22 protein-coding genes and 1 tRNA gene are annotated in these 24,884 nt (G+C 66.5%); 15 read left to right on the top strand and 8 right to left on the bottom strand.

The genetic code is table 11. The annotated features are described in order from the left end of the window. Window positions 1-16: 16 nt before the first annotated feature. The 3 genes from AC0QC4_RS12145 to AC0QC4_RS12135 all read left to right on the top strand — a co-directional run bounded on the left by AC0QC4_RS12145 (window position 17) and on the right by AC0QC4_RS12135 (window position 2,455). Complete coding sequence (locus tag AC0QC4_RS12145) at window positions 17-400, top strand: response regulator (RefSeq protein WP_483660160.1); 384 nt, start codon at window positions 17-19, stop codon at window positions 398-400. Between the two features lie 47 nt (window positions 401-447). Then, the gene (locus AC0QC4_RS12140) at window positions 448-1,947 is read left to right on the top strand and encodes an ABC transporter substrate-binding protein (protein ID WP_483660159.1); all 1,500 of its coding nucleotides are present in this window, start codon (window positions 448-450) and stop codon (window positions 1,945-1,947) included. Window positions 1,948-2,020: 73 nt separating this feature from the next. Then, window positions 2,021-2,455 carry a DUF4112 domain-containing protein gene (locus AC0QC4_RS12135; RefSeq protein WP_483660158.1) on the top strand — a complete coding sequence of 145 codons (435 nt, stop codon included), beginning with the start codon at window positions 2,021-2,023 and terminating at the stop codon, window positions 2,453-2,455. Window positions 2,456-2,524: 69 nt separating this feature from the next. Here AC0QC4_RS12135 and AC0QC4_RS12130 read toward each other — a convergent pair whose 3' ends face one another. Together AC0QC4_RS12130 and AC0QC4_RS12125 are read right to left on the bottom strand one after the other, a co-directional pair. Further along, a complete protein-coding gene (locus AC0QC4_RS12130) occupies window positions 2,525-5,647 on the bottom strand; it encodes a TonB-dependent receptor domain-containing protein (RefSeq protein WP_483660157.1) in 3,123 nt (1,040 codons plus the stop codon). 451 nt (window positions 5,648-6,098) lie between these two features. Continuing rightward, a tRNA-Tyr gene (locus AC0QC4_RS12125) sits at window positions 6,099-6,184 on the bottom strand. A gap of 120 nt (window positions 6,185-6,304) precedes the next feature. Here AC0QC4_RS12125 and AC0QC4_RS12120 point away from each other — a divergent pair. Next, on the top strand, window positions 6,305-7,057 hold the full coding sequence (locus AC0QC4_RS12120; RefSeq protein ID WP_483660156.1) for a TrmH family RNA methyltransferase: 753 nt from the start codon (window positions 6,305-6,307) through the stop codon (window positions 7,055-7,057). Between the two features lie 25 nt (window positions 7,058-7,082). On the opposite strand, the gene AC0QC4_RS12115 is transcribed toward AC0QC4_RS12120, so the two are convergent. Continuing rightward, complete coding sequence (locus AC0QC4_RS12115) at window positions 7,083-7,400, bottom strand: 2Fe-2S iron-sulfur cluster-binding protein (protein WP_483660155.1); 318 nt, start codon at window positions 7,398-7,400, stop codon at window positions 7,083-7,085. Between the two features lie 123 nt (window positions 7,401-7,523). On the opposite strand from AC0QC4_RS12115, the gene AC0QC4_RS12110 reads away from it, so the two are divergent. Next, window positions 7,524-8,141: a DNA-3-methyladenine glycosylase family protein gene (locus AC0QC4_RS12110; protein WP_483660154.1), complete on the top strand. Its 618-nt coding sequence runs from the start codon at window positions 7,524-7,526 to the stop codon at window positions 8,139-8,141. 21 nt (window positions 8,142-8,162) lie between these two features. Here the strand turns inward: AC0QC4_RS12110 and AC0QC4_RS12105 are convergent, their stop codons facing one another. Together AC0QC4_RS12105 and queF are read right to left on the bottom strand one after the other, a co-directional pair. After that, window positions 8,163-8,576, bottom strand: coding sequence for an acyl-CoA thioesterase (locus AC0QC4_RS12105; protein ID WP_483660153.1), 414 nt, complete (start codon window positions 8,574-8,576; stop codon window positions 8,163-8,165). A 50-nt stretch (window positions 8,577-8,626) separates the two neighbouring features. Then, window positions 8,627-9,085: a preQ(1) synthase gene (gene queF, locus AC0QC4_RS12100; RefSeq protein ID WP_483660152.1), complete on the bottom strand. Its 459-nt coding sequence runs from the start codon at window positions 9,083-9,085 to the stop codon at window positions 8,627-8,629. Between the two features lie 76 nt (window positions 9,086-9,161). Here queF and AC0QC4_RS12095 point away from each other — a divergent pair, with 76 nt between their 5' ends. The 5 genes from AC0QC4_RS12095 (at window position 9,162) to AC0QC4_RS12075 (ending at window position 15,080) form a co-directional block, all read left to right on the top strand. Further along, window positions 9,162-10,430 carry an LPXTG cell wall anchor domain-containing protein gene (locus tag AC0QC4_RS12095; RefSeq protein ID WP_483660151.1) on the top strand — a complete coding sequence of 423 codons (1,269 nt, stop codon included), beginning with the start codon at window positions 9,162-9,164 and terminating at the stop codon, window positions 10,428-10,430. 74 nt (window positions 10,431-10,504) lie between these two features. Further along, complete coding sequence (locus AC0QC4_RS12090) at window positions 10,505-12,043, top strand: cryptochrome/photolyase family protein (protein WP_483660150.1); 1,539 nt, start codon at window positions 10,505-10,507, stop codon at window positions 12,041-12,043. Window positions 12,044-12,145: 102 nt separating this feature from the next. Beyond that, window positions 12,146-12,988 carry a 3-mercaptopyruvate sulfurtransferase gene (gene sseA, locus AC0QC4_RS12085; protein WP_483660149.1) on the top strand — a complete coding sequence of 281 codons (843 nt, stop codon included), beginning with the start codon at window positions 12,146-12,148 and terminating at the stop codon, window positions 12,986-12,988. Next, window positions 12,943-14,187 (top strand): cystathionine beta-lyase, encoded by a 1,245-nt coding sequence (gene metC / locus AC0QC4_RS12080; protein WP_483660148.1) that lies wholly within the window; start codon window positions 12,943-12,945, stop codon window positions 14,185-14,187. The genes sseA and metC overlap by 46 nt, the downstream gene beginning before the upstream one ends. Further along, on the top strand, window positions 14,184-15,080 hold the full coding sequence (locus AC0QC4_RS12075; protein WP_483660147.1) for a mechanosensitive ion channel family protein: 897 nt from the start codon (window positions 14,184-14,186) through the stop codon (window positions 15,078-15,080). The genes metC and AC0QC4_RS12075 overlap by 4 nt, the downstream gene beginning before the upstream one ends. Before the next feature lie 82 nt (window positions 15,081-15,162). On the opposite strand, the gene ppa is transcribed toward AC0QC4_RS12075, so the two are convergent. Beyond that, on the bottom strand, window positions 15,163-15,699 hold the full coding sequence (ppa, locus tag AC0QC4_RS12070) for an inorganic diphosphatase (protein WP_483660146.1): 537 nt from the start codon (window positions 15,697-15,699) through the stop codon (window positions 15,163-15,165). 131 nt (window positions 15,700-15,830) lie between these two features. Beyond that, complete coding sequence (locus tag AC0QC4_RS12065) at window positions 15,831-17,744, bottom strand: M61 family metallopeptidase (protein ID WP_483660145.1); 1,914 nt, start codon at window positions 17,742-17,744, stop codon at window positions 15,831-15,833. A gap of 112 nt (window positions 17,745-17,856) precedes the next feature. Between AC0QC4_RS12065 and hisS the strand changes: the two genes are divergently transcribed. The 4 genes from hisS to AC0QC4_RS12045 all read left to right on the top strand — a co-directional run bounded on the left by hisS (window position 17,857) and on the right by AC0QC4_RS12045 (window position 22,287). Further along, entirely contained in the window at window positions 17,857-19,167 is a 1,311-nt protein-coding gene (hisS, locus tag AC0QC4_RS12060; RefSeq protein ID WP_483660144.1) for a histidine--tRNA ligase, read from the top strand. Beyond that, window positions 19,164-20,234, top strand: coding sequence for a peptide chain release factor 1 (gene prfA, locus AC0QC4_RS12055; RefSeq protein ID WP_483660143.1), 1,071 nt, complete (start codon window positions 19,164-19,166; stop codon window positions 20,232-20,234). Before hisS ends, prfA begins: the two co-directional genes overlap by 4 nt. 119 nt (window positions 20,235-20,353) lie before the next feature. Beyond that, on the top strand, window positions 20,354-21,172 hold the full coding sequence (prmC, locus tag AC0QC4_RS12050; RefSeq protein WP_483660299.1) for a peptide chain release factor N(5)-glutamine methyltransferase: 819 nt from the start codon (window positions 20,354-20,356) through the stop codon (window positions 21,170-21,172). Between the two features lie 230 nt (window positions 21,173-21,402). Beyond that, window positions 21,403-22,287, top strand: coding sequence for a DUF4167 domain-containing protein (locus tag AC0QC4_RS12045; protein ID WP_483660142.1), 885 nt, complete (start codon window positions 21,403-21,405; stop codon window positions 22,285-22,287). Between the two features lie 43 nt (window positions 22,288-22,330). Here the strand turns inward: AC0QC4_RS12045 and AC0QC4_RS12040 are convergent, their stop codons facing one another. After that, the gene (locus AC0QC4_RS12040) at window positions 22,331-23,131 is read right to left on the bottom strand and encodes a dienelactone hydrolase family protein (protein WP_483660141.1); all 801 of its coding nucleotides are present in this window, start codon (window positions 23,129-23,131) and stop codon (window positions 22,331-22,333) included. Window positions 23,132-23,213: 82 nt separating this feature from the next. Between AC0QC4_RS12040 and AC0QC4_RS12035 the strand changes: the two genes are divergently transcribed. Next, window positions 23,214-24,884 carry a thiamine pyrophosphate-binding protein gene (locus AC0QC4_RS12035; protein ID WP_483660140.1) on the top strand — a complete coding sequence of 557 codons (1,671 nt, stop codon included), beginning with the start codon at window positions 23,214-23,216 and terminating at the stop codon, window positions 24,882-24,884.

Here is a 24,884-nt window from a genome sequence, read left to right as displayed (position 1 = left end):
GGAATGAGGGAAGGCAATGCAGACTGACGAAGAGCGCAGCTTGCGCGACCGCGGAGCCGTGGTCTGGCTGGTCGAGGATGAGGCGCTGCTGGCCATGGCGGCCAGCGCCGCGCTCGATGATGCCGGCTATTGCGTCCGTGAGTTCGGATCAGCCGAAGAGGCGCTTGCGCGGCTGAAGGCGGGCGAGCGCCACGATCTGCTGATCACCGATTACAGCCTGCCGGGCATGACCGGGCAGCAACTGGCGCGCGCCGCACGCGACGATCATGCCATGTCCGCAATCCTGATGGCCACCGGCCACGCCGACGACGGAAGCTCCGATTTCCCGGTTCTGGCCAAGCCCTACAGCGACAGCGATCTGCTGGAGCGTGTCGCCGCCCTGCTGACCGCTACAGCCTGATCAACAATCGACTGGCACCGGTGCTGCGGCTCGGTTACCCATCGGCGATGGTCAGGCGCATATCCGGGCGGTGGAAAGCAGTGGCGGCAGTCGCGGCGATGGCGGCGCTGCTCGGCGGCTGCGGGCTGCTGGGCGACAGCGGCCCTATCCCGGTGGCGGCGATCGGCCAGCTCCACCGCAACCCTGACCGGGCGCCCTCCCCCATTTCCCTGCCCGACCGGCTGTTGCTCGACGCGACGGCACAGGGACTGGTCGGTTTCGCCGCCGATGGCCAGATCGAGGCCGGCCTCGCCGAGCGCTGGACGGTCATCGACGGCGGCCGATCCTACATTTTCCGGCTTCGCGAGGCGCGCTGGGCAAACGGATCGCCCGTGCGCGCCGTCGATGTGGCGACCATCGTCCGCCGCAAGATCAACTCGCCGCGGCTGCGCATGCTGCTGCGCGGCGAATTCCGCACCGTGCGGGACATCCGCGCGATGACATCGCGGGTCATCGAGATCCGCCTGACCCGTCCGCAACCCGACCTGCTCGATCTTCTGGCCCAGCCCGACATGGCCATCACCCGCAATGGCGAGGGTTGGGGCCCGTGGCGGCCGCTGTGGACGCGCAGTGTCGCCCGCCTGGTGCCACTACCACTGCCGGGATCGGCAGAGGAGGCTGCGGGGACGCCGCTAGCCGAGCTCGAACCGGCGGTTATCCTGTGGGGCACGACGGCTGCTGCCGCCATCGCCCAGTTCGAGGAAGGCGACGTTGCCGCCGTGTTCGGCGGCCGTTTCGAGGATTGGCCACTGGTCGTCGCCGCCGGCATACCGCAGGACCGCAGGCTGATCGATCCGGTCGAAGGCTTGTTCGGGCTGGCCGTTGTCGAGCCCGAAGGGCTGCTGGCTACCGAGACCGGACGATCGGCGGTGTCGATGCTGATCGACCGCGCCACGCTCGCTGACGCGATGGGCGGGGCGTGGACGCCGCGCCTGACGCTGCGGCGGGCCGCGCAGGGCGAGGTGCTGCCCGACAGCCTGTTCCCGGCCTGGGTCACTCTGTCGCCCGAGGAACGGCGCAGCACCGCCGCCACCATCGTGCGCAATTGGCGCAGCGGCCCGGGTCAGGGCGCGACGCCGCGTCTGCGGATTGCCCTGCCCGCTGGCCCCGGTGCGCGGATGCTGTTCGCGCGACTGCGAGCCGATCTGCTGCGCGGCGGCATAGAGACGCAACGCGTCGCGCTGGCCGCCAATGCCGACCTCAGGCTGATCGATGAAGTGGCACCCAGCAGCGACCCCGGCTGGTATGTCCGGCGGCTGACCTGCCGGCGCGGCATTGCCTGCAATCCCGACAGCGACACGCTCGTAAACGCCATCGACCTCGCCGACGATCCGCGCGCGCGCGCTGCGGCGCTGATCAATGCCGAAACGGCGATTGTCCGTCATGGCGCGTTCATGCCGATCGGCGGACCGCTGCGCTGGTCGCTGACCAGCCAGAGGACCACCGGCGTGCGCGGCAACGTCCGCGGGCGGCACAGCTTGATTCGTCTGCGACAATCCCCAGATTGAGGCGGCAAGGGTTTGGCCACGGGCCGTATCGATCCCGATACGGCGTCGATCGCAACAGGAGTGCCGCCTTACCATGCCCACCACCCAGGACCAGTTTACCCAGATTTTTGCCGCAGCGGGCATCGACGCGCGCGATCCAGCCGCGATCCGCCGCCGTATCGAGGCGATGGAAATGCTGCTGGAGCGCAGTTTCGTCATCCCCGGCGTCAACCGTGCCATCGGCCTCGATTCGATCGTCGGCCTGGTGCCGGTCGTCGGCGACGTCATCACCGCGGCGATGGGCGCCTATATCGTCTGGGAAGCCCGCAACCTCGGCATGCCGAAATGGCAGTTGTGGCGGATGGCCGGCAACATCGGCTTCGACGCGCTGGTCGGCGCGGTGCCGGTGGCCGGCGACCTGTTCGACCTGATGTTCCGTTCCAACAGCCGCAACCTCAGGATCATCCGGCGTCATCTCGACAAGCATCATCCCGCCACCGGCGTGATCGAGGGAAAGCTCGTCCGCTGACGGATGGCACCAAAAAAACGGGGGGCAGATGCCCCCCGTTTCCTGTTGTAACCAAAGATCGACGCCCGATCAGAACTTTGCGGCAATGCCCGAGTAGAAGTAGCGTCCGCGCACATCATAGATGCCGCTGCCGCCACCGATACCGGTCAGGCCGAGCGGTGGCTGACGGTTGGTGATGTTGTCGACGCCGACGTAGAAGTTGAAATCGCGCCCGGCATCGAAGCCGACCCGCAGATTGTGGTAGAACACCGCCGGGTAGAAGCGGCGATCCGCATAATCGGCATTCTCCGGGTCGCGGCCATCGACGCTGAAGAAGTCCTCATAGGCATTGAGAACCTGCTTGCCGATGTAGCGCATCCGGTAACCGACGGTGACATCGCCGATGTTCGCGTCGACATTCCAGGTGAACTCGTCCTGCGGCGTGCCGAGCTCCAGCAGCTGCTGGTCGGCAAAGCCGGGATCGTCCGGGTTCAGGAAATCGTCGCGCTGGAACACGTGGGTGTAGGTCACCCGCGTGTCGACCGAAGCGGATTCGCTGAAGCGGTAACGATAGGACAGTTCGGCATCGATCCCGCGAGCCCGCAGGCTGGCGAAGTTGAGGCTCGACTGGAGCAGCGACCCTTCCAGGATCTGGAACGGAATTTCACCGCGCGGCCCGACCGCACCCGTCGTGTTGCGCTGGAACAGGGCGCAATACTGGTTGTCGAGGCTCGCCGAGTCATAGCATTGATCGACGATCGTCTGCGCGCCGACCGCGGCGATGACATTCTTCACCTCGATATCGTAATAATCGACCGAGAGCGTCAGGCCGGGCACGAAGCTGGGCTGGAACACGCCGCCGATGGTGAAGCTGTTCGACGTTTCCTCGCGCAGCGCCGGGTTGCCGCCGCTGACGATTTCCAGGCTCTGCGAATAGACGAAGTCATAGCCGGTAGGCACGCCCGCCGCCGCGCAATTGGCGGCGCGGTTGGCCGAGCCGGTGCCGATGTTGCGCGCCGAGCAGGGATCGGCGATCGTCGCGAAATTCTGGCCCGGAGGGCTGAACAGCTCGACGAGGTTCGGCGCACGCACCGCACGCGAATAGTTTGCGCGCAGGCGCAGGCCTTCGACCGGCGCCCAGTCGATCCCGCCATTGTAGGAATAGACCGTGCCGGTCGCACCCTTGTAGTCGGCGATCCGGCCTGCGCCGCTGATCGTCAATTCCTGTGCGAAGGGCACGTTGGCGAGAATGGGGATACGCAATTCGCCGAACGCTTCCTTCACTTCGAACGCCGGCGGGTCGAAGGTCGGGATGACGTTGTAGAAAGTGTATCCAGCCTCGACCAGCGGATCCTGCTGGTAGAAGTTGCGCTCACGCCGGTATTCGGCGCCGAGGGCGAAGCCGATCGGACCGCCGGGCAGCTCGAACCAGTCGCTGCTGTCGCCGGAGACGAAGGCGCTGCCGACGAACTGCTTGATCCGGCCCGTAGAGACCGTGTCGGCGAGCAGATAATCGCGCTGTGCCTGGGTGAACTGGCCGCCGAACAGGTTGATCGGGGTGCAGGCTGCGACGTCGGCAGCGAAGATATCGCCTTCGTCGATATAGCCGATGCGCGCCGCCGGATCGAAGCTGGAGCGGCACTGGATCTGGCCCGTGGCCGGGTTGGTCGCCGCATCCGCCGCGAGCAGGAAGCGCTGGACGTTGAGGTTGCCGAGCACCTTGGTGCGTTCCTTGAACTCACCATAGTTGCCGGAAATTTCGTAGGTCCAGTCGTCGTTGAAGGTACCGCGCAGGCCGGCGACGATGCGATAGGTTTCGCGTGTCGCTTCTTCCGAACGCACCCCGAGCCCGAGCAGGTTTTCGCGCAGCGAGAAACGTGCGTTGGGTGCCGGAGCGACGCCATTCTGCTGGGTGAGCTGCTGGGTGATCAGCGCGCGGGCCTGGGCTGACAGATAGGGATTGTCGAGACGGGGCTGTTCGCGCGCATCGCCGAGCGTGGTGCCGGTGATGAAGGCCGGGCCGCTGCTGCCGCTGCCGAAGCTGTCGGTGCGGGCATATTTGGCTTCGACGAACGGCTCGAACGCTTCGCTGATGGCGAACCGGCCGATCAGATTGACATTGTAGCGCTCAAGCCGCGGCGACAGCTGGAACTGGCGACCGCCACGGAAATTCTCGCCATTGCCGCCAACGAAATTGCCGTTGGGACCGATGCCGATGCGCGTTCCGGTGACCGGCACCAGCGTGCCATCCGGCTGGAAGGTGAACGGGCAGTTGAAGAAGCTGCCGTTGGCCGCCGTCCCGCAATTATTGGCAGCGGTGCCGCCGAAGCGGACCAGCCCGGTGTTGGTCAGCGTCGCCGAGCGGATGTCGCGATAGAAGAGGCGATCCGGCGTACCGTCGCTGCCCGCCGGATCGGTGTCGACCACCACGAAGCCATCCTGGCGGCCGAGCGGGCGGCCATCGGCGAAATACTGGTTCTGGCGCGCATATTCCGCATTGATTGCGATGTTGCCGCGATCCTCGGCGAAGTTGGTGCCGGCGGTTATGCTGGCAAAATAGGCCGCAGCATCGCCATATTCGCTGACGCCGCCCTGCGCACGCGCGCTGATGCCGTCGAAATTGCGCTTGAGCACGAAGTTGACGACCCCGGCAATCGCGTCCGACCCGTAGATGGCCGAATTGCCGCCGGTCACCACGTCGACCCGCTCGATCAGATCGGTCGGGAAGGTGTTGACGTCAGGCGAGGTCGCGTTGTTGAGAATGTCCGAACCGACATGGCGGCGGCCGTTGACCAGCACCAGCGTACGCTGGGTGCCGAGGCCGCGCAGGTCGAGCAGGTTGAGGCCCGAGGTGCCGAGGAAGCGGGTCGAGTTCGACTGGCCGAAGGTGCTGCGCAGCGCCGGCAGTTCGTTGATGACGTCGCCGATCGCGACCTGGCCGGTCTGGAAGAATTCCTCGCCCTGCAGGGAGGTGATCGGCACCGTCGATTCGAGATTTGGGCGGGCGATGCGCGAGCCGGTGACGACGATGGGATCGCCGTTGTCGACTTCCTGATCGTCGCAGGTGCCGTTGCCATTGTCATCGAGGCAGTTGGCTTCGGCGGGATTGGTCTGCGCCGCCTCGCTGGCGGTCTGCTGCGCCAGCGACGGCTGGGAAAGGGCAACAGCGGTAACGAACAGCGTCGTTCCAGCCATCAGTCTGCTTTTGGTCATCGGGGGGTGTCTCCAGTGCAACCGGGGTTTCTCGTGTCAGGCGGGCGCATCTGCACCCCTGCCCTCACGCGATAAACCCGGCTTGCCCCGAGACGATCCATAGCCAAAATCGCTTGTACGGTAGTGTAGCATAAATGCATCAATTGCTATTGTTTGGAAACCGTAACAATGCTTACAATAGCTGACATGCAAGTGAAATTCACATCATTCGGTCTGACAAAAATAGGTCCTGTCGTTACGGTCATGAATATTACGCCACTGTAGCAATCTCGCGGCCGGCCGCGCTTGCGCGAGTAGACTCCCCATTCGAGGACTGTTTGTAGCGAGATCGAGGTCGCCCAGCTTGATCCACGGCCATGGAAGCGCGCGGACAGCGCAGCAGTTCCGATCCCGATTGGAAATTTCCCGCTGCCGCTCGGGCGTGGCGAGGCCTAGGTAGCGGGAGTGAAAATGGTGGACAGGGCTGGATTCGAACCAGCGTACGCTCTCGCGGGCAGATTTACAGTCTGCTGCCATTAACCACTCGGCCACCTGTCCCCGATTGCGGTGCGCGATGGCACCATCCGGTGCGGCCGGTTAGAGTGCCGCGCAACGGGAGAGGCGCGCCATGGCGAAAGGGCGCTTGCCTGTCAACGGCCAGCATGGAATGGGCGCAAAATGACCCGCAAGACCGATCGCCGCAACAGCACCGTCACCAAAGCCGTCCGCATGTGGGGCAAGCATGCCATCATCGCTGCGATGGCCAACCCCGAACGCACCCTGCTGCGCATGTGGGGAACGCACGAGGCGCTGAACGCGCTGGCGCTGCCACCGGTCCTGCCGATCACTCCGTCCGGTCCGGCCGACCTTGCCCGGCTGGTGCCGGCCAACGCGCCGCATCAGGGGCTGGTCGCAGAGTTCGAGCCGCTGCCCGATCGCTGGCTCGACGAGTTCCGCGATCCCGCCGACGAGGACAAGCGGCCGATCCTGCTGCTCGATCAGGTCACCGACCCGCAGAATGTCGGCGCGATCCTGCGCTCCGCCGCCGCTTTCGATGCGGTCGCCATTGTCACCCAGGATCGGCACAGCCCGCCGGAAAGCGGGACGATCGCCAAGGCTGCCTCGGGCGCGCTGGAGACCGTGCCGTGGGTGCGCGTGGTCAATCTGGCCCGTGCACTCGATGAGCTTGCCGAATCTGGCTATTGGCGAATCGGTCTGGCGGGAGAGGCGAGCGAGACGATCGGCAGCGCGCTTTCGGGCGGGGTGCGACCGGCGCTGGTGCTGGGCGCCGAAGGGCCGGGCATGCGCCACAATATCGGCGAGCATTGCGACCAGCTCGCCCGGCTGCCGATCAGCCCGCGCATGGAAAGCCTGAATGTGTCGAATGCGGCAGCGATTGCGCTCTATGCCGCTGCCGAGGCGCGCGGCTGAGCCGCACGCGTACCAAGCGCTGCGATCAATCTTCTGCGGCGATGGTCACCCGCAGACCGTCGAGCGATTCGCTGAACTGCAACTGGCAGGACAGGCGCGAAGTGGCGTCGCGGTGCGCGCTCGAATCGAGCAGGTCGTTTTCGTCCTCACCCATCTTGCCGACGGCATCTGCAAAGGCGGGGTCGACATGGACATGGCAGGTCGCGCACGAACAGCAGCCGCCACACAGCGCAAGCAGCTCGTCGAAGCCGGCATCGCGGATGATTTCCATCACGGACAGCTTCGGATCGCCTTCGATCTCATGTTCGGTGCCATCGCGCGTCACCACCACCAGCTTTGCCATGCCGCTCTTTCCCTTCCGCTGCTTTGCGCGCAAGAAACGGGACGGCCGCCCGCTGCGCGCTTGTGCCTATGCGCGGCGGGCAGAAGCGAATCAAGTCACAACACTGTCAGTAAGGATCAGCCCATGGGCCTGACGGCCGAGCAACTCACCACCGCTCTCGATGCCCTGGCCGGGCGCGATGCCGACATCGCCCGCTGTCTCGCCGCCGTGGGCTATCCTGAGCCACGCATCCGCGAGCGCGGCTACACCACCATGCTGCGGACGATCGTCGGTCAGCAGGTCAGCATCCATGCCGCGGCATCGGTGTGGCGCAAGCTGGAGGCGGAACTGGGCGAGGGCTGCGCCCCGACGGCGCTGTCGTCCGCCAGCGAAGAAGCGCTCCGCGCCTGTGGCCTGTCCCGCCAGAAGCAGGGCTATGCCCGCAGTCTCGCCGGACTGGTGCTGTCGGGGGAGGTCGATCTTTCGGCGTTGCCGGCCGACGACGAGGAGGCGATCGCGCTGCTCACCAAGATCAAGGGCATCGGCCGCTGGTCCGCCGAAATCTATCTGCTGTTTGCCGAAGGTCGGCCCGACATCTGGCCCGCCGGCGACCTGGCGGTGCAGGAGGCGGTGGGGCGGATCAAGCGGCTCGACGCGCGCCCGGCCGAGAAGGCGACGCGCGAAATGGCAGACGCCTGGCGACCGTACCGCGGCGCGGCGGCGATATTCGCCTGGCACGCCTACAGCAATCCCGCTCTCTGACCGGCCGTTGCCGCCCGCCGGTCACGGTTGAGGCATGTCTCCGCCGAAGAAACGCGCCACGACATCGCGCGCCAGCCGCGCCGGGCGCAGCGTATCGGCGCAGACACAGCACCAGCTCGACTTGACCTCGGCCAGCACATCCTCGCCGCGGCGAATGATGGTTTCGTAAAAGGCGCGGGCGCCCTGGACCCGTTCCAGCACCACGGTGGCGATCACCTCGTCATCGAGGAACGCGGGACGGCGGTAGGTGATCTCATGCTTGAGCGCGACCCACAAATGCTCGGCCACCGCCTGCGGCGGCGCGATGTGCCGCCAATGGGCAAGCACCGCTTCCTGCACCCAGGTCAGGTAGTTGGCATTGTTGACATGCCCCATGAAATCGATGTCGGTGGCAAGCACCCTGATGGGGTGGGAATGGGAAACGGCGACGGGCATCTGCTGACACTAGTGTCGATATATTGCTATTCCAAGTCGCCAGCGCAGATTTATCCGCGCCCGCGATAGCCCGGCACGCCCTGATCAGGCAGCCACAGCCCCGCCGGGGGTTCACCCGACTGCCAGAAGACATCGATCGGAATGCCGCCGCGCGGATACCAGTAGCCGCCGATCCGCAGCCAGCGCGGGCGCATCTCGTCGAACAGGCGCCGGCCGATGCCGACCGTGCAATCCTCGTGAAAGGCCTGGTGATTGCGGAAGCTGCCGAGAAACAGCTTCAGCGACTTGCTTTCGACGATGGTCTCGGCCGGGGCGTAATCGATGACGATATGGGCAAAGTCGGGCTGCGCGGTGACCGGGCAGAGCGAGGTGAATTCGGGCGAGACGAATCGTACGCAGAACAGTTCGCCGATGCGCGGGTTGGGCACATAATCCAGCACCGCCTGTTCCGGACTGTCCGGCAGGGCGCTCGTCTGGCCGAGATATTTGGGAGCGGGGGGGTTGACCATCGGCGCGCTTTAGCCACAGGCGCGGGGCTTGTCACGCGCACGCCCTGCCGCGCACCCCTGTATCGATGTCCAGCTCATGACGCCCAGAACCCTTCTCCTTTCGTCCGTGCTCCCGCTGTCGCTGGCAGGACTGGCGGCTGGCACTGCCGCGTCGGCCATCGCCCAGCCGGCGCCGACCCCGGCGCCCGCGCCAGCACCCGCTCCTGCCCCGCCTGCCGCGGGTGTTGCCGGCCCTCCCGACGGGCTGATCGCGCCGCCGCCGCCGCAGAACCAACGGCCTTTGCCCAATCTCACGCCCTTTCCGGTGCAGCCGCCGCCCAACGGCCAGGCGCAGCCACGGCAGAGTGCGCCAGCGACCGGGCGGACGGCGGTGCCGGCCGGTCCGTCGGCGCCGGCGACCCGTACCGCCCCACCGGCCGCGCGGCCTGCAGCCCCCGCTGCAACGCCCGCTCCGGAGCCAGAGCGTGCGCTTCCGCCCGAGGATGGCACCGCGCCGTCGGTCGATGCGCCCGCAGCGACACTGCCCGCCACAGTCGAGCCGCAGGCGGCCGCTCCTGTCGAGCCGAGCGCACCTCCGGCTGCCGCGCCCGACGCGACCCCCGAATGGCTGCCACTGGCGGCTGTCGTCGGCGCAGTCCTGCTGCTGCTGGCCGGCTGGTTCGGCTGGCGTCGCCGTCGTCGGCCGCTGGCGCTACCGAAACCGGCCGTCGAGCCGCCCAAGGCCGCCCCTCCGCCCGGACCCAAGCCCGTGCCGCCTGCGCCCGCACATCCGCAGCCGACCGCGACGGCGGTGCCTGCTCCGCCCGCTTCGCCGGCCACGGCGCTGGGCCGCCGCGCCGATCTGGACATCGCGTTCGAGGCGCTTTCGGCGCAGTCGACGCTGCTCAATCTGCGGATCCGCTATGCGGTAACCGTGCGCAACCGAGGGGCCATCGCCGCCGAACCGGTGACGGTCAGGATCGGGCTGTTCGCGGGATCGCAGGTGCACCCGCAGGGCATTGCCCAATGGTTCGCTCTGGCCGAACAGCCGGTGCATCACGGCGTCGTGTCATTGCCGGCAGGGACCGAGCATCGCTTCGAAGGGGAGCTTGCGGCCCCGCTCGACGCGCTCAATCCGGTGACGATCGAGGGCCGCGTGCTGGCGATACCGCTGGTCGCGGTCGATACCCGCTATGGCCATGGCGCAGGCGAAGCGCCGATCGATGGCCAGAGCGCCCGCGCATTCGTGATCGGGCGCGAACCCGGCCGGGAAGGGGCGAAGCTCGCACCCTTCCGGCTCGACCAGGGGCCGACCAGCTTCGCGCCGCTCGGCCAGCGCGACACCGGAATCGGCAAGGTGGCCTGAGGCCGGTATTGCCCCTCCGGTCGCTGCCGCTAACCCGCAGCCTTTGACGCGCATCGCGGACGGGAACGGCAGAGTTGGTAAAAACCCTCATCCCCATATTGGGCGACCAGCTATCGCCCACCCTGTCTTCGCTGGCGGATGCCGACCCTTCTTCCAGCGTGCTGTTGCTGATGGAGGTGGCCGAAGAGACACTCTATGTCCGGCACCACAAGGCCAAGATCGCGCTGATCCTGTCGGCCATGCGCCATCATGCCGAGGCGCTGCGCGGTGCCGGCTGGACGGTCGACTACATCCGGCTCGACGATGCCGGGAACAGCGGCAGCTTTACCGGGGAGGTCGCGCGCGCCATCGATCGGCACAGCCCCGACCGCATCGTGATCACCGAGCCCGGCGAATGGCGGGTGATGGCGGCGATCGAAAGCTGGGAAACGCTGTTCGGCATGCCGGTCGACATTCGCGAGGACCGCCGCTTCATTGCCGGCCATGCGCTGTTCAACGACTGGGCGGGCGACGGCCGCAAGCAACTGCGCATGGAATATTTCTATCGCGTCATGCGCCGCACGACCGGCCTGCTGATGGACGGTGACGATCCGGCAGGCGGACAGTGGAATTTCGATGGCGACAACCGCAAGCCGGGCAAGCAGGCACCGGTGCCGCCAGCCATGCCGCGCTATGCGCCCGATGCGATCACCCGGGAGGTACTGGCGCTGGTCGAGCACCGCTTTGCCGACCATCCCGGCAGCCTGGCGCACTTCGCTTTCCCGGTGACGGCCGCGGATGCCGCTGCACAGCAACGCTGGTTCCTTTCCCACGCCCTGCCCCGCTTCGGCGACTGGCAGGATGCGATGGTGACGGGCGAGCCATTCCTGTTCCATTCGCTGCTCAGTCCCGCGCTCAACCTTGGACTGCTCGACCCGCTGGCGCTTTGCCATGCGGTCGAGGCCGAATATCGTGCCGGCCGGGTGCCGCTGAACGCCGCAGAGGGGTTCATCCGCCAGATCATCGGCTGGCGCGAATATGTGCGCGGCATCTATTGGCGCGAGGGGCCCGACTATGTTCGCCGCAACCATCTGGGGGCCAGCCGCCCGCTGCCGGACTTTTACTGGACGGGCGAAACCGACCTCAACTGCCTGCGCCAGGCGATTCGTCAGACGCTCGATCATGGCTATGCGCACCACATCCAGCGACTGATGGTGACCGGCAATTTCGCGCTGATTGCGGGATTGGACCCGCACGCGCTGCACCAATGGTATCTCGAAATCTATGTCGACGCCTATGAATGGGTGGAGGCGCCCAACACCATCGGTATGAGCCAGTTCGCCGATGGCGGCTTGCTGGGCTCGAAACCCTATGCGGCGGGCGGGGCCTATATCGACCGGATGAGCGATTACTGCCGCGACTGCCGCTATGATGTGAAGCAGCGCACCGGGCCGACCGCCTGCCCGCTCAACGCCCTCTACTGGGATTTTCTGGTGCGCAATCGTGACGCGCTGGGCAGCAACCCGCGGCTGGCGATGCCGTTTCGCAGCTGGGACAAATTCGATGTTGCAACGCAACAGAAAATCCGCGACTCCGCCGCGAGCTTCCTTGCCAAGCTCGATGCTGCGGCATAGGTTGCCGCAGGTTTGATTGGAAATACCCCCTCCCCGGGACAAAAAAGCGAAACAGCAACAGCGCCAACATCTCGCAGGAACGGCGCAACAAGGGAGCAGGACATGGACTCGCTGGTAACCACCGAATGGCTCGCAAAGGAATTGGGCGCGAGCGATTTGAGGGTCGTCGATGCGACGCGCTTCATGAGCGGGTCTGACCGCGATGCCCGTGCCGAATATGAGGCGGGGCACATCCCGGGTGCGGTGTTCATGGATCTGGCCGACATGGTCGACCCGACCGACCCGATCGAGAATATGGCGCCGAAGGCCGAGAAGTTTGCCAGCCGCATGCAGAGCCTTGGCTTGGGCGATGGCAGCCGCATCGTCCTTTATGACGACAGCCCGCTGGCCAGCGCGACCCGCGCCTGGTGGCTGCTCAAGCTGTTCGGCGCGCATGACGTGGCGCTGCTCGATGGCGGTCTCGCCAAATGGAAGGCCGAGGGCCGCCCGCTCGAAATGGGTGTGCAGAAGCTGCGTCACCGCCACTTCACCGTGTGGCGCGATGCCAACGTCGTCCGCACCAAGGCGCAGATGCTGACCAATGTCGACAGCGGCACCGAACAGGTGCTCGACGCCCGCCCGGCCAAGCGCTTCACCGGCGAAGAGCGCGATCCGCGCCCGGGCATGGCGCCGGGCCATATTCCGGGTTCCAAGAACCTGCCGCACAGCCAGTTGTTCAATGCCGATGGCACCTGGAAGCAGGGCGAAGACCTGCGCGCTGCCTTCGCCGGCGCCGGCATCGACCTCGAGAAGCCGCTGGTCACCACCTGCGGCAGCGGCATGACCGCCAGCGCACTGGCCTTTGCCGCGCATTTGCTCGGCAAGGAAGATGTCGCCGTCTATGACGGCAGCTGGACCGAATGGGGTGCCGACCCGGCCACGCCCAAGGCCACCGGCTCGGCTTGAGCAAAACCCCGGATCATCCCCAGTCACCCGCCACCCGCCTGGTCACGGGCGGGCGGCGTCCCGAATGGACCGGCGATCCCCGCCTCGGCGGCGGCATCGTCAACCCGCCGGTGTGGCGTGCGTCGACCATCCTTTACGACAGCGTCGCCGACCTCGAATCGCGCGGGCGCAACACGCACGACAAGCTGTTCTACGGGCGCCGTGGCACGCCGACGACATGGGCGCTCGCCGACGCGCTGACCCAGCTGGAACCGGGCGCGGCGGGCACATTGCTCTATCCATCCGGGGTGGCGGCGATTGCCGCTGGCCTCATCGCCCTGCTCTCCCCCGGCGATCATCTGCTGATGGTCGATTCAGTCTATGACCCGACGCGCAGCCTGTGCGACGGGCTGCTCAAGCGGATGGGCATCGCCACCACCTATTACGATCCGCTGATCGGCAGCGGCATCGCCGCGCTGGTCCGCCCGGAAACGCGGGCGATCTTCCTCGAAAGCCCGGGCAGCCTGACCTTCGAGGTGCAGGACATTCCTGCCATTGTCGCGGTGGCCAGAGCGCATGGCATTGCCACCATGCTCGACAATACCTGGGCGACGCCGTTGCTGTTCGGCGCGATGGCGCATGGCGTCGACATCAGCATGATGAGCCTCACCAAATATGTCGGCGGGCATAGCGACGCGATGATGGGATCGCTCACCGTCGCACCAGCGCTGTGGGAGCGGCTGCGCGCCTCCGCCTATCAGCTCGGCCAAGCGGTCGGGCCAGACGATTGCGCGCTGATGCTGCGCGGGCTGAGGACACTCGATGTCAGGATGCAGCGGCATGGCGAAAATGGCCTGGTTGTGGCGCGCTGGCTCGCCGCGCAGCCGGCGGTGGGGACGATGCTGCACCCCGCGCTGCCCGGTTGCCCTGGCCATGCGCATTGGGCGCGCGACTTTGCCGGCACCAGCGGCCTGTTCGGCTTCACGCTCAAGGGCGCGTCGAAGCCGCAGCGCGATGCGTTCATCGACGCGCTGAGCCTGTTCGGGCTGGGTTACAGCTGGGGCGGCTTCGAAAGCCTGGCCGTCCCATCCAACCCGCCGCGCAGCGCAGTCAAATGGCGCGGCGACGGTCCGCTGATCCGGCTGTCGATCGGTCTGGAAGACCCGGCCGACCTGATCGCCGATCTCGAGAGGGCGCTGGCGGCAGCGGGGCTGGCGTGACCACGCTCGACCGCATTACCGAGGCAGCCCGCACCATCGGTGTCGATGTCGGCGCCTATCGGCTGTCGTTATACGGCCTCGTCTCGGCGATCATCGTCGCCGTCCTGCTGTATTTCGGGGTCCGGCTGACGCTGCGGGCGATCAAATGGGTGCTGCGCCGCAACCCCGGCATCGACGATACCCAGCGTATCCTGACCGAAAAGCTGCTGGGCGTGGCGCTGTTCACGCTCGCGGCCTTCATCGGCATCGATCTGCTCGGCATCGATCTCACCGCGCTCGCGGTCTTCTCCGGCGCGCTCGGCCTCGCCATCGGCTTCGGCCTGCAAAAGACGGTGGGCAACCTGATCGCCGGCATCATCCTGCTGATGGACCGGTCGATCAAGCCGGGCGATGTCATCGTCGTCGGCGATGGCAACAGCATGGGCGGATCGCCCTCGCCCAACGCGACCATGCCGAATGTCGGGCGGGTGGTGAAGATCGGCGTGCGCGCCGTCAGCGTCGTCACCCGCGACGGGCGCAAGCATCTGATTCCCAACGAGCTGCTGATGACGCAGCCGGTCGAAAACTGGAGCTATTCCAACCCCGACGTGCGCGTGCGAATGCGCATTCCCGTGCCCTATGATGCCGACCTGCGGCAGGCGCAGCGGCTGATCGTCGACGCTGCAAGCGCCAATCCGCGGGTGCTGGACAGCCCCGCCCCGCTGGTATGGATCACCGGCTTCGGCGAACGCGCGGTCGACCATGAGCTGCGCATCTGGATTGCAGACCCTGAAAGCGGTCTCGGCAATATCCAGGGCGAAGTGTTTCTCGCCATCTGGGACGCGTTCAAGGCCGCGGGCATCGCACTGCCCCGGCCGCGGATCGAGATCGAGACGATCTCATCCTCAGCCTGACGTCGCCCCGGACTTGATCCGCTGCCGCCTCGGCGTGGCACCACGCTGCCGGCGGCCCCAGGTCGAGCCCGGGACGATGTGACTATTCGGCCTTGCTATTGGCCAGCGCGATCGACTGCAGCACCACCGCGCGCGCTTCATCGGCATTGCCCCAGCGACCGACACGGACCCACTTTTCCGGTTCCAGATCCTTATAGTGGGTGAAGAAATGCTCAATCTGCGCGAACACGATGTCGGGCAGATCCTCCTTCTCGCGGACGTTGGTGTAATAAGGGAAGGTCTTGGTGTCGGGCACGCACACCAGCTTCTCGTCACCGCCATGCTCGTCTTCGAGATAGAGCACCGCAATCGGCCGGGCGCGGACCACGCAGCCGGCGAGGAACGGCGAGCGCGCCACCACCAGCGCGTCGAGCGGGTCGCCGTCACCGCACAGCGTGTGCGGAATGAAGCCGTAATTGGCCGGATAGCGCATCGGCGTGTGCAGGATGCGGTCGACGAACAGCGCGCCCGATGCCTTGTCGAATTCATACTTCACCGGCTCGCCGCCCGCAGGCACTTCGATGATGACATTGACGTTGTTGGGCGGGTTGCCGCCGGTCGGGATGACGGAAATGTCCATGGACTATCGTCCTTTCTTGGCTGGGGAGAGAGAGGCAGTGTTACCCGTCATTGCAAGCGCAGCGAAGCAATCCAGGGCGGCGCCGCGCAACACTGGATTGCTTCGCTGCGCTCGCAATGACGGGACTCGGATTATGTGCCCGCGCGCCTAGGCTCGAACAGCCGGTCAAGCAAGGCCGGACCGTCGCCGATCCGCTCCAGATGCGGATAGCGCAGGCCGCCGGTCCATTCCGGCGTGATCGTACGGATGCGGTCGCCGCGCTGCACCAGCAGCTCGATCGGCGTGCGCCCGTTCGCCGCAGCGGTGATCGCCGCCTTCAGCCGTTCCTCGCTATAGGCCATGCCGCCCACCGCCAGGATCTTGGTGCCGTTGGTAATGCCAGCTGCAAACATCGGGCTGTCGACTTGCACCGCCGTCACCTCCCCCTTGCTGTCGAGGGTGATCCCCAGCGAGAAGGTGAGATCGAGCGTCTTGCCCTCCTTCATCCGCTCGGCATCGAAGGCATTGGCTGTGTCGCGGAACACCAGCCGGTATCCGCCCCGCTCGATGCCGCCCAGCGGCGCCGGCTGGCCCGGCTGGTTGATGCGGGTGTCGAGGAAGGTCGCCCAATCGTGCGGCGCAACCGCGTTCAGCGCAGCGACGACATCGTCGAAGCTGTAGGTCACCGTGCCATAATCGCCATCGCGCCCGCCGAAGAAGCGGCGCGCAAAATCGTCGAGGCTGCGTTGCCCGCCGGTCATCTGGCGGATCATCATGTCGGCTTCGAGCCAGACCAGCGCGCCCTCGTTGTAATAATCCTCGGTGCGGGTGGCAGAGGCATAGGGGCGTGGACGACGTGCCGCGATCACCGGATCGAGCGTCGTATCCTCGACACTGCGCCAGGCGCGCCCGGGCTGCACCTGATATGTTGCGGCGTGGCGCGCCATCTCCCCCAGCAGCATTTCAGGCGATTGCATGCCCGACCGGCCGGCCAGCAACAGGTCCCAATAGCTGGTCTGGCCTTCATAGACCCACAGCAGGCGGCCATCCATCGGCACATCATAATCCGGCGTCCACAGCCGCTCGGGCCGGCGATATTTGCCGTTCCAGCTATGCGTCAGTTCGTGCGGCAGCAGACCGCGTTCGGAGCCGTTGCTGTCCCAGTCGACGAAGTAATCGGTCTCGCGACTGTTTTCGGAGCTGCGGTGATGCTCCAGCCCGATGCCGCCCAGCTCCTCGGTCAGCGCCAGCAGGAATTCATAGCGATCGAACGGGCGACTGCCGAAAAGGGCGATCGCCTCCTCGACCAGCGCACGATGCGCGGCGATATGGTCGGGTTGCGCCTCGAGAAAGCGCGCCTCGTCCGCCACGACATTGAGCGTGACATTGTTGCCCAAGTCCCAGCGGCGGAAATGCGCGCCGGCAAACATCGGCGAATCGATCAGCGTCTCATAATCTGTGACACCATAACGGATGCGATTGCCGCTGACCTGCGCCCCGTCCAGCGCCGCAACCCCCGTCCAGCCTTCGGGCAGGATGACGGTCGGCTGCACCGGAATCGCGCGGGTCGCATAGCCGGCGGGGTAGAGCGAAACCTGTTCGAACTGCAGGTTGAGCATCGCCGGGGTGATGACGATACGCCCCTCAGCGGGTCGGGTGGCCGACAGGAACTGGAAGCGCGCTTCGATGCTGCGCACGCCTGTGGGCACCTCGACGTTAAAGGCATAGACATTGCCCGGATCGCGCCGCCATTCGAGCGCGCGGCCATTGGCGGTGAAGGTCAGCCCGGCGATGGCGGAAATCTCCCCGCGCGGGGCATGCTTGCCGGGCAGCCATTCGGGGTAGCGCAGCGTCAGCCGCCCGGACTGGGCCACGGGAATCGTCTGCCGCACCAAATAGATGGCGCGCGCGACATCGGTGGCATCGACTTCCAGCAGCATCGTGCCCGGATAGGGCGTATCGAGAAGCGGCGCAGGCACCGGCGGCGCGCTGTTCTGCGCGGGCGCAGTGGCAGGCGCGATCAGGGCGAGCGCGGTGGCAGCAAGGAGCAGGCGGGGGCTGGGCATCAGGCGACCTCGGTACAGCGGTGTTGACCAGCGTCTTGCCCGCCAACCCCCGTCCTTGTCCAGCAGTCCCCGCCACTGGCAAAAGCGCCCCACATCCGCTAGCGGCGCGGCCATGGCCAAGGTTCAGACCCCTCATCCCGTGCGCGGCACGCAAGACATGCTCGGCGACAGCGCGGATCGCTTTCAGCATGTCGTCGATACGTTCGAGCGGGTGCGCAAGCTCTACGGCTTCAAGCGCATCGAAACCCCGGTGATCGAGCCGACCGCGGTCTTCGCCCGCTCGCTGGGCGAGACCACCGATGTCGTTTCCAAGGAAATGTACAGCTTCGAGGATCGCGGCGGCGACAGCATCACCCTGCGCCCCGAATTCACCGCCGGCATCGCCCGCGCCTATATTACCAACGGCTGGCAGCAGCATGCGCCGCTGAAGGTCGCGACGCACGGGCCCTTGTTCCGCTACGAGCGCCCGCAAAAGGGCCGCTACCGGCAGTTCCACCAGCTCGACGCCGAGGTGCTCGGTGCGGGCGAACCTGCCGCCGATGTCGAGCTGCTGTGCTTTGCCGACCAGCTGCTGCGCGAGCTCGGCATCAGCGAGGGCGTGACTTGCACGCTCAACACGCTGGGCGATGCGCCCAGCCGCGAGGCGTGGCGCGCCGGGCTGATCGACCATTTCGAGGCGCATCGCGCGGAGTTGAGCGAGGACAGCCTGACCCGGCTGGAGCGCAACCCGATGCGCATCCTCGACAGCAAAGACCCGCGCGACCGCCCGGCGGCGGACAGCGCGCCGGATATCGACGCATTCCTGACCAGCGAGGCGCAGGATTTCTTCGGTGCAGTCACGGCAGGGCTGGATGCGGCGGGCGTCACCTGGACCCGCAATGCCCGATTGGTGCGCGGCCTCGACTACTACCGCCACACGGCATTCGAGTTCGTCACTGACCGGCTGGGTGCGCAAGGCACCGTGCTCGGCGGCGGACGTTATGACGGGCTGATCGAGGCGCTGGGCGGGCCTGTGACGCCTGCGGTCGGCTGGGCTGCGGGGATCGAGCGGCTAGCGATGTTGTTGGAGGAGCCCAAGGCACCGTTGATCGACGTCGCTATCATCCCAATCGGTAGTCGTGCCGAACAAGCCTCGGTCAAGATGGTAGCTGAGCTACGCTCAGTTCAATGGCGGTGCGACGTCGCGTATAAGGGCAATGTCAAAAAGCGCATGCAGCGCGCTAATGCAATCAAGGCAGAAGTTGCGCTCATATTCGGCGATGAAGAGCTTGATGCAGGCGTTGTCCAGATCAAGCATCTGCCTACTGGAAGGAGCTACTCTGCTCCCCTGCATGGCGACTTGGGCGAAGCGGTGGCTGCGCTGACCGATGTGTCACCCTCCAACCTTCCGCCCGACGGATCGCCGCTGATCGCACCGCAATGACCCGCATTTCCGACGAACGCATCGGCCAGATCGCCAACCGGCGCGATGAGATTGCCGCGCGCATGGCGTCGGGCGCGCTGGAGGGCGCGGCGTTTGTGCAAGCGTCGAAGGATTATGCGGAGATCGAGCCGGTCGCCAAGGCCGCGGAAGAGGTGGCGCGCCTGCGCGCCGAGCTGGCGGCGTTGCAAGAGATGCTTGCCGACGCCGAGATGAAGGCGATGGCGGAGGAGGAAATTCCCGCCGTCGAGGAGGCGCTCGCCGCCGCCGAACATGCGCTTGCGATCGCCCTGCTGCCGCGCGACGCCGCTGACGAACGCTCCGCCATGCTCGAAATCCGCGCCGGGGTCGGCGGGGACGAGAGCGCGCTGTTCGCGGGCGATCTCTTGCGCATGTATTCGCGATATGCCGAAGGCCAGGGCTGGCGGGTCGAGCTGGTTTCCGCTGCCTCCGCCGATGTCGGCGGCTACAAGGAAGTCGTCGCCAGCGTCACCGGCAGCGGCGTCTTTGCCAAGCTCAAGTTCGAGAGCGGAGTCCACCGCGTCCAGCGCGTACCGGCGACCGAGGCGCAGGGGCGCATCCACACCAGCGCCGCCACTGTTGCCGTGCTGCCCGAGGCGACCGAGGTCGATGTCCAGATCAACGACAATGACCTGAAGATCGACGTCTATCGGGCGTCCGGCGCGGGCGGTCAGCATGTCAACACCACCGATTCGGCGGTGCGCATCACCCATTTGCCGACCGGCACCGTCGTCACCTGTCAGGACGGACGCAGCCAGCACAAGAACAAGGAAAAGGCGATGCAGGTGCTGCGCGCGCGCCTCTATGAGGTGCAGCGCGACAGCATCGCCAGCGAGCGCGCGGGCGAGCGCAAGGCGATGGTCGGCTCGGGCGACCGGTCCGAGCGCATCCGCACCTATAACTTTCCGCAAGGCCGCGTCACCGACCATCGCATCAACCTGACCCTGCACCGTCTGCCGGAGATCATGGAAGGCGCGCTCGACGAACTGGTGGACGCGCTGATCGCCGAAGATGAGGCGGAGCGCATGGCGGCAATGGGCGATGGGTAGCGCCGCATCTCGAGTTGGCCGTCATTGCGAGCGGAGCGAAGCAATCCAGGGCGGCGCTGCACGACACTGGACTGCTTCGCTCCGCTCGCAATGATGAAGGGGAGGTGCCGTTGTCAGCTATCAGCCCTGCCCTCGCCGCTGCCGCCGCGCACCTCACCCCGGTCAGCGATACCCCGCGCCTCGACGCCGAACTGCTCATGGCGCATGCGCTGGGCGTCGAGCGCGAGGCTCTGCTGCTCGATCCTGCGCGCTTCGCCGTCCCCGCCGGTTTCGACGCGCTGGTCGACCGCCGCCTGACGCATGAGCCCATTGCCTATATCCTCGGCTATCGCGATTTCTGGACCATCCGGCTGAGCGTCGGCCCCGGCGTCCTGATTCCTCGCAGCGACAGCGAAACGCTGATCGAAGCGGCGCTGGAGCATTTCCCCGACCGTCAGGCACCCTTGCGTATCCTCGATCTCGGCACCGGCCCGGGCACGCTACTGCTCGCGGCGCTGAGCGAGTATCCGCAAGCGCATGGGCTCGGTATCGATGATTTTGAAAAGGCCATAACCTACGCCGAAGATAACGCCGTGGATTTGAACCTTGAGGGCCGTGCTCGATTTCGGCTGGGTGATTGGACAACCGGGCTCCAAGGCCAATTCGACCTCATACTTTGCAATCCTCCCTACATCGCGGAGGCCGAAGCGCTGATGCCAAGCGTGGTCGATCACGAACCTCATGTCGCGCTCTTCGCCGGGCCCGACGGTCTCGACGACTACCGCCGCATCATCCCCGCGCTGCCCGCACTGCTGGCGGCAGAGGGGATCGCCATCCTCGAAATCGGCTGGTCCCAGCGCGCGGCCGTCACCCAACTGGCTGAAGCTGCGGGGTTCGCAGTGGCGTGCAGGCAGGATCTGGCGGGGCGTGACCGGGCGCTGCTCCTGTCGCGCGGCTGACGTTTTTGCTTGCTTTGTCGTGCGCAATGGCTAGGGCTGGAGGGGTAATCGCTGGCTGAAGCATCCATCTGGGGTCCATTAGCCGCCTTACAGCTCCCAAGCGGCAAGTCGCGCATCGCCCCGGTCCCAAGGTCTGGCGCGAGAGAGAGGGCCACAAAGCCCGCGCGCCTGTGCAAATGAAAGCGGCATACGGGATACCGATACTCTCTCTTCGAGGATAGCCAAAGTCGATGAACAATCGCCAGGGTGGTGGCCGCCGTCGCGGTCGCAACAATAACAATGGTCAGCGCCCCCAGGGTAACGGGCGCGGTGGCGACCAGGGCAACCGGATCGATAGCCGCGCCCGCGGCAACGCCGCCCAGCTTCTGGAAAAATACAAGAACATGGCCCGCGACGCGCAAATGTCCGGCGACCGGGTGATGACCGAATATTATCTGCAGTTCGCGGACCATTACTACCGCGTGCTCGCCGATACCCGCTCCCGCCAGGACGAGCAGCGCTCGCGCATGGATGAGCGCGACGATGACCGCGAACCGCAGTCGGCCGAAACCGGCGACGAGAGCGAAGACATCGACGATTTCGACCATATCGACATGATCGGCCGCGCCACCCGCAACCGCGACGGACGTCGCGATGGCAATGGAAATGGCAATCGCGACGCCCGGCGCGACGAGCGCGGCAGCGAAGAGCGCAACCGCGATGAGCGCCCGCGCGAGGACCGCAATCGCGATGATCGTCCCCGCGACGACCGGCCCCGTGAGGACCGTCCCCGTGACGAACGTCCGCGTGAAGACCGTCAGCGCGACAATCGGGTTGAGGCGCAGCCGCGTCGCGACCGGGGCAATCGCGACGATGCCGGACAGGGCGAGCGCCTGTCGCGCCGGGAACGTCCGGCGCGGCGCGATCGCGAAGAGAGCGGCGGCGACGATCTGCCGATGGGTATCGATCTGGCGGTATTGCCGCCCGCCATCGGCATCGAGCCGGCGCGCAGCGATACCGCCGCCGAGGTGCCCGCCGCACCGGCTGCCAATGATGTCGACGGCGAGGCGCCCGCGCCCAAGCGTCGCGGCCGCCCGCGCAAGGTAGCGAGCGAAGGCGAAGACGCCGCCGCCTGAGCACAAGATCATAACCTGAAATCGGACGGGGTGGCGGTGATCGCTACCCCGCCAGCCGCATCCTGAAAAAATCCAGTATCTCGTCGCGCGCCATGCGGGTCGGCTGGCCTTCCTCATCGATCAGGTGATGGGTCACCACGCAGTGCGGGTTCTTCATGATCGCATCGGGGTTGGCTGCGCTGTCGGGCAGGGTCCGCCCGACAAACCGATCCCCTAGCGCCGCAGCAAAGGCATCGAACCGGGCAGCGCGGCACAGCCGGTCCCCGTCGAAGCGATAGGCCAGCACCGTCAGATCCTCGTCTTCGAGCCGCTGCCTGACCGTGGCCAGTTCGTCGGGCGCGATATGCATGCCGGCGGGGTTGCCGAGCGGCAGGCTGGGCTGCGCCATTACCGGCGCGATGACGCTGGATTCGAGCATCATCGACAGGGCAAAATTGCCGGTAAAACACATGCCGATCGCGCCGACGCCCTTGCCGCCGGCCTCGGCATGGGCGTGCGCCGCCAGGGCGCGCAGCCAGCGGGTCACCGGGCTCGACGCATTGCTGGCGAAGGCACGGAATTCCCGGCTGATGCAGCCGCGGATCAAGGTCGGTATGCCCCGCAGCGTGCCCGCCACCGCCCCGTCCTTGCCGAACAGGTGCGGCATGTAGACGGTGAAGCCGGCATCGCGCACCCAGCGCGCGAAGCGGGCGACCTGCGGGCTGATGCCCGTCATCTCGGTCATCACGATCACGGCCGGGCCGCTGCCCGCGACATAGACGCGGCGGGTCTCTCCCAGCAGCGTGATCATGCGCCGCTCGAAATCCTCCAGCGCATCGTCCCGGTCCATCGCTCGATCGGCCATCGCCGCCCCTTTCCCCATGTCGTTGCGCCAGCATGACGCACCGATGCCTTCCGTCAAGCGCGGCGACGCGTTAGGGAGCGTCATGACCCAAGCCACCCCCACGCCGCGCACCGGCGGCCGCATCCTCGTCGACCAGCTGCTGATTCAGGGATGCGACCGCATCTTCACCGTGCCCGGGGAAAGTTTCCTTGCGGTGCTCGATGCGTTGCACGACGTCCCGGCGATCGAGACGGTGGTCTGCCGGCAGGAAGGCGGGGTCGCCTACATGGCCTGCGCCGATGGGGCGATGACCGGGCGGCCGGGCGTGGCCTTCGTCACCCGCGGGCCGGGCGCGACCAATGCCAGCATCGGCGTCCATGTAGCCATGCAGGACAGCCAGCCGATGATCCTGTTCATCGGTGACGTCGACCGGTCGATGCGCGACCGGGAGGGTTTTCAGGAGGTCGATTTTCAGGCGATGTTTGCGCCGCTAGCCAAATGGGCGGCGCGCATCGACAGCGCGGAGCGGATCCCCGAATATGTCGCGCGCGCCTATGCCACCGCGATGGCCGGGCGGCCCGGCCCGGTGGTGCTGGCATTGCCTGAGGACATGCTGCTCGACGTGGCGGTTGCCCGCGACCGGCCGCGCGTTGCCCCGCCCGAGCAGGACCCCGACGGCGAGGCCATGGCCGTGTTCATGAATCTGCTCAAGGATGCGACCGACCCGATCGCGATCGTCGGCGGGGCTGGCTGGACGGCTGGCGCCGCGCATTATTGGGGGCTGTTTGCGACCCGCGTCGGCCTGCCCACCGCTGCCGCGTTCCGCCGCCAGGACGCGCTCGACAACCGCTGCCCCATCTATGCCGGCAACCTGGGCTATGGCCCCAACCCCAAGCTGCTGGAGCGCATCCGCAAGGCCGATCTGATCGTCGCCGTTGGCGCGCGGCTTGGGGAGGCGACCACCGATGGCTACAGCCTGATCACCCCCGATCATCCCGACCAGTTGCTGGTGCATGTCCACCCCGACCCCAATGAGCTCAACCGGGTCTACCGCACCGACCTGCCGATCTGCGCCTATCCGCACGAATTTGCCGAGATGGCGGCACTGTGGCCGGATGACGACATCATCCCCTTCGATGCCGGCGCCATCGCCCATGAGGAGTGGCAGGCGTGGAACCGGGTCACGCCCTTCGACACGCCGCTCGACCTCGGCCAGTGCGTGGAGGCAATGCGCGAGGCGCTGCCTGAGGATAGCATCCTGTGCAACGGTGCCGGCAATTATTCGGGCTGGTGGCACCGTCATTGGGTCTATGGGCCGATGACCACCCAGCTTGCGCCGACCGCCGGAGCGATGGGTTATGGCCTGCCGGCCGCGGTCGCGGCGGCCAAGCGCTACCCGAACCGCATGGTGGTGGCCCTGGCCGGCGATGGCGACTTCCTGATGAACGGACAGGAACTGGCGACGGCGGTGCAATATGGCTGCGACATGCTGGTGATTGTCGTCGACAACAGCAGCTACGGCACCATTCGCATGCATCAGGAACGCGAGTTCCCCGGGCGTCTGTCCGCCACCACGCTGCACAATCCCGACTTTGCGGTGCTGGCGCGGGCGTTCGGCGGGTGGGCGGCGACGGTCGAGACGACCGCAGCTTTCGCGCCTGCACTCGCCGAGGCCATGCAGCAACGCGGCGTCAGGCTGCTCCACCTCAAGACCGATGTCGAGCGCATCAGTGCGGGGACGACCATTTCCACCCTGCGCGGCGCGCGCGGCTGA

Source organism: Sphingomonas sp. jy18 (assembly GCF_056931895.1).
Note: the sequence above shows the minus strand (reverse complement) of the source record. Positions and strands in the feature narration are given on the sequence as shown.